The sequence below is a fragment of the Gemmatimonadota bacterium genome (assembly GCA_016209965.1).
Lineage (GTDB): Bacteria > Gemmatimonadota > Gemmatimonadetes > Longimicrobiales > RSA9 > JACQVE01.
This window is the reverse complement of the sequence record JACQVE010000221.1, coordinates 1-4,785: the sequence shown is the minus strand read 5'-3', so window position 1 is coordinate 4,785 and position 4,785 is coordinate 1. Positions and strand designations below refer to the sequence as shown.

The following is a 4,785-nucleotide window of genomic DNA, read 5'->3' as shown; positions in this document are numbered from 1 at the left end:
CGGGATGATGGCGTTGTCCGTGATGCGGATGCTCTCGGGGCACACCTCGGTGCAGCACTTGGTAATGTTGCAGAAGCCGATGCCGCCCTCCTGCCGCAGGTAGCGGGTGCGATCCTCCACATCCAGGGGGTGCGTCTCGAAGGCCGCGGCGCGGGTGAGGAACGCCGGACCAATGAAGCTCTCGTGCTGCCCGTGGTCGCGCAGCACGTGGCACACGTCCTGGCACAGGAAGCATTCAATGCACTTCTTGAACTCCTGCGCCCGCTCGACCTCGTACTGGTACATGCGCCAGGAGCCGTCCGGAAAATCCGGCGCCCGCGGCTTGAACGCCGGGATGCGCTCGTTCACCCGGAAGTTCCAGGAGACATCGGTCACCAGGTCGCGCACCAGCGGAAACGCCTTCATGGGCGTGACCGTGATGGGCTGGTCCGGCGCGTAGCGGTCGATGCGCGTCATGCAGGTCAGGCGCGGGCGGCCGTTCACCTCCGCACTGCAGGAGCCGCACTTCCCCGCCTTGCAGTTCCAGCGCACGGCCAGGTCGGGCGCCTGCTCCGCCTGGATGCGGTGCAGCGCATCCAGCACCACCATGCCCTCGGACACCGCCACCCGGTACTCCTGAAGCTGACCGGCTTCCGCCGTGCCGCGAAACACGCGGAACACGCGCTCAGGCACCTGACACCCCCTGCTCGATCAGCCGCTGCAGCTCGGCGGGTGGCCGCGCCACCGGTTCCCGCGACGTCGTCATCTGGGAGCCGAGCCGCCGGATCACGATGTGGGCGCGCCCCAGCTCGGTGTCGCTTGCCTGGAAGTCTTCGCGCGCGTGCCCGCCCCGGCTCTCCCTCCGCTCGAGCGCCCCGCGCACCACCGCCTCGGAGAACGTCAGCATCGAGTGCAGGTCGATCCAGGTGTGCCACCCAGGGTTGTAGTCGCGGTTGCCGGTCACGCGGGCGCGGTCGAGCCGCTGCCGCAGCGCCCCGATCGCCTCGAGCGCCGATTCCAGGCCGGCGCGCGTGCGCAGGATCCCCACCTTCTGCTGCATCAGCTCCTGCAGCTCTTCCATCAGCACGAAAGGGTTCTCCCCCTTCTCGCGCTCGAACGGCGCCACTGCTTGCTGGATCGCCTCCTGGACCTCGGACTCTGCAACGCGCGGCAGATCCGCATGGCGCCGGGCAAACTCGGCAGCGCTCAGACCCGCGCGCTGCCCGAACACGAGCAGGTCGCTCAGTGAGTTGCCGCCCAGCCGGTTCGCGCCGTGCAGCCCCGCGGCCACCTCGCCTGCCGCGAACAGCCCGGGCACCGTGGACTCCTGCGTCTCCGGGTCCACCTTGATGCCGCCCATCATGTAGTGCGTGGTCGGCCCTACCTCCATGGGCGTTTCGGTGATGTCGACGTTGGCCAACTCCTTGAACTGGTGGTACATGCTGGGCAGCTTCCGCTTGATGTCCTCCGCGCTGCGCCGGCTGGCAATGTCCAGGAAGACGCCGCCGTGCGGCGTGCCCCGGCCCTCTTCGACCTCCTTCACGATGGCGCGGGCGACGACGTCGCGCGTCAGCAGCTCGGGCGGCCGGCGGTTGCGCTGCCGGTCACCCGCGATCCAGCGGTTGGCCTCGTCCTCGCCATCGGCGTAGTCCTTCCGGAACATTTCCGGGATGTAGCGGAACATGAAGCGCTCCCCGCGGCTGTTCAGCAGCACGCCGCCCTCGCCGCGCACCGCCTCCGTCACCAGCGTGCCCCGCACACTGGGCGGCCACACCATCCCCGTGGGGTGGAACTGCACGAACTCCACGCCGATCAGGTCGGCGCCGGCGGCGTACGCCAGGGCGTGGCCGTCGCCCGTGTACTCCCAGGAGTTACTGCTGATTTTCCACGCCCGGCCGCCGCCGCCCGTGGCCAGCACCACCGCCTTCGCGCGGAGCAGCAGGAACCGGCCATTCTCGCGCCAGTACGCCAGCGCGCCGGCAACGCGCTCGCCATCACGGAACAGCCGGATCACGGTGCACTCCATGTACACTTTGACGCCGGAGTGCACGGCCTTGTCCTGCAGGGTGCGGATCATCTCGAGGCCGGTGCGGTCCCCCACGTGCACCAGCCGCGCGTAGCTGTGCCCGCCAAACGGGCGCTGCAGGATCCGGCCATCGGCCGTGCGGTCGAAGAGCGCACCCCAGGCTTCCAGCTCCCGCACCCGCGCGGGCGACTCCTGCGCATGGATCTGCGCCATGCGCCACTCGTTCATGCCCTTGCCGCCCCGCATGGTGTCGCGGAAGTGAACTTCCCAGGAATCGGCCGCGTCCACGGTGGCCAGTGCAGCGGCAATGCCACCCTCGGCCATGACCGTGTGCGCCTTGCCCAGCAGCGACTTGCAGACCAGACCCACCGAGGCGCCCTGCGCCCGCGCCTCGATGGCCGCGCGCAGCCCCGCGCCGCCCGCCCCGATGACGAGCACGTCGTGGTCGTACCGCTCGCTTATCTGCATCCCGCTAGTTCGCCAACCTCACTCCACGCGTGACCCCGCCTTCCTCTCATTCCCTTCGTACCCGTGCCCGTGCCCGTGCCCGAAGCTGAACGCTTACCCGCGCACCTGACCAACCCCGGAAGCGGCCACCCCGCTGTTTCGCCTTCTATTCACCGCGGGCGACCAGCTTCTTCCCCCGGCAATCCCCCTGGATCAGCACTGGCGCTTGCCCGCCGCAGGTAATCCCTGGCGCGAGGGTTCGCCGTACGCGTAGCGGTAAAGGGTACGGCTACCTACGTTGACAGGAGCCCAACGCTACAGAATCCGCAGGTCCGCAATCACCCCCGTCGCCACCAGCCGCACGTAAAGGTCCGCCAGGCACACGGTCACCAGGCTGGTCCACGCCCAGAACATGTGGTCCGCGTTGAAGAAGCTCATTCCGCGCCATATATGGAAACGCGCGCGCCCGTAGCGCGCACACGAGAAGCAGTCGATCTTGCCGCCCGCCAGGTGTCGCAGCGAATGGCACCCCAGCAGATAGCCGGTGAGCAGCGCCACGTTCACCAGCAGCACCAGGGTGCCCACGCCCATCCCGAACTCCTTCTCTCCCGTTGCCTCGTTGCTGAACAGGAACGCCTGGATCGAGTCGTACCAGAGGAAGAGCAGGATGGGGATCGAGAGATACAGGAAGTAGCGGTGCAGGTTCTGCAGGATGAAGGGGAAGGCCGTCTCGCCCCTGTAGCGGTGCCCCCGGTGCTCGCCCACCGCGCACGCCGGTGGGTCAATGAAGTAGGAGCGGTAGTAAGCCTTCCGGTAGTAGTAGCAGGTGGCGCGGAAGCCCAGGATGAACACCATCATCAGGATGGCCGGCGAGAACTTCCACCACTCGATGCCCACGATGCCGACTTCGAGCGGGCAGTCAGCGGTGAGACAGGGAGAGTAGAACGGGGAGAGGTAGGGATCGACGAAGAAGTTCTTGCCCTGGAAGATCGCCCAGGTCGCGTACGCCCCCAGCCCTGCCAGCCCCACCGCCACCGCCAGCGGCTGGGCCCACCACCGGTCACGCCGGAGTGTCCTGCCCAACCCGGGCGGCGGGATCGCCACGGACTGCGTCGCCATCACCCCCTTCTCCTGCTGCTATGCTGCGCGGAAAGCGCTGCAATTCCTAGCCTGCCGCGGAACCGGCGCGCAAGGTATCGGGGGTAAGAGTGGGGTGTCAAGCGCGGGGGCGGCCCAGCGGCCCAGGCGGCCCAGCGGGGGGCGTACCCGTACCCGTTACAGTCCTCGGTACGCCCTGGCCTACGACCCGTATGTCGCGTCGATCTGCGCCCGGATCTGATCCAGGGTTTTGCCCTGCTCGTGGAGCTGGACGGCGAGCGCCGCCTCGCCCAGGCAGATCTCGCACCCCGCCCCGTGGTCGGACTCGTAGCAGGTCAGCAGCGAGTAGTGCCCCGAGTGCTTCGAGCAGTGGCAGTAGCAGTAAATCCCGTCCAGCACCTGCGGCGCCCGGCGGGCCAGTCGGTAGACGCGCTCGACTTCCGGCTGCGCGGCGTAGCGCTCCGCGGGCACGATACGCTCGGCACTGATGCCCTGCCGCGGCTGCGGGTGCTGCTGCGCGTGCGCGGTTCCGGGCCCGATCACCCGGTACAGCGCCACAACGGCGAGCACCGCGAGCAGCACCAGAATGGGCCGCGGAATGCCGGCCACACCCCTCCCCCCCTTCTTCTTGTTGCGCGCCACATCACCCTCCTTCGGCGAAGGATCCGCGGCCGCGACACGCACCCCTATGCCGCGGCGGCTACCAAGTTACCTCGTACCGCGGGGAGCGGCAAACGATCCCTGGCGGGCAGGCCCGCTGGACGGTACATGATGCTTGGAGTTAAGACCGCTGAACAGGCGAAATCCGGATTCGACGAGATTCGGAGGGGAACGTGGCAAGCAAGGTGAAAGGCATTCCCGATGGTGCGTCAGTCGTCATCCCCAGATTGGTGTGCCGGGACCCGGCCGCTGCGATTGACTTCTGCGCCAGCACATTCGCTGCGGTCGAACGCGTCCGAAGGCTGGGTCCTGACGGGACGGTGGCGCATGCATTGATGACGATTGGTCCGGCGATGATCATGATCGAAGGCGAGTGGCCGACCCTGTCGAGCCGTGCGCCCAAACCAGACGGAAGCTCGCCTGTGGTGATGTATGTCTATGTCGAGGACGTGGATCAAACAGTGGAGCGGGCGATTGCTGGCGGGGCGCAGCTCCTGATTCCAGCACAGGACCAGTTCTGGGGCGACCGTACCGCGTGGATCATGGATCCGTCCGGGCACGTGTGGACCATCGCT

General features: G+C 67.8%; 5 protein-coding genes. 1 reads left to right on the top strand and 4 read right to left on the bottom strand.

The genetic code is table 11. The annotated features are described in order from the left end of the window. The 4 genes from HY703_08870 to HY703_08855 all read right to left on the bottom strand — a co-directional run. Nucleotides 1-672, bottom strand: a 672-nt coding sequence (locus HY703_08870) for a succinate dehydrogenase/fumarate reductase iron-sulfur subunit (GenBank protein MBI4545293.1), incomplete at its 3' end; no start/stop codon positions are given. Further along, a complete protein-coding gene (locus HY703_08865; GenBank protein MBI4545292.1) occupies nucleotides 665-2,473 on the bottom strand; it encodes a fumarate reductase/succinate dehydrogenase flavoprotein subunit in 1,809 nt (602 codons plus the stop codon). The genes HY703_08865 and HY703_08870, both read right to left, overlap by 8 nt. Before the next feature lie 294 nt (nucleotides 2,474-2,767). Further along, complete coding sequence (locus tag HY703_08860; protein MBI4545291.1) at nucleotides 2,768-3,571, bottom strand: succinate dehydrogenase; 804 nt, start codon at nucleotides 3,569-3,571, stop codon at nucleotides 2,768-2,770. 180 nt (nucleotides 3,572-3,751) lie between these two features. Next, complete coding sequence (locus HY703_08855; protein MBI4545290.1) at nucleotides 3,752-4,192, bottom strand: hypothetical protein; 441 nt, start codon at nucleotides 4,190-4,192, stop codon at nucleotides 3,752-3,754. A gap of 191 nt (nucleotides 4,193-4,383) precedes the next feature. On the opposite strand from HY703_08855, the gene HY703_08850 reads away from it, so the two are divergent. Beyond that, nucleotides 4,384-4,785, top strand: a 402-nt coding sequence (locus HY703_08850) for a VOC family protein (protein ID MBI4545289.1), incomplete at its 3' end; no start/stop codon positions are given.

Coding starts and splice junctions, on each gene's coding strand:
- HY703_08865 (MBI4545292.1), bottom strand. CDS start 2,473: ATGCAGATAAGCGAGCGGTACGACCACGACGTGCTCGTCATCGGGGCG.
- HY703_08860 (MBI4545291.1), bottom strand. CDS start 3,571: ATGGCGACGCAGTCCGTGGCGATCCCGCCGCCCGGGTTGGGCAGGACA.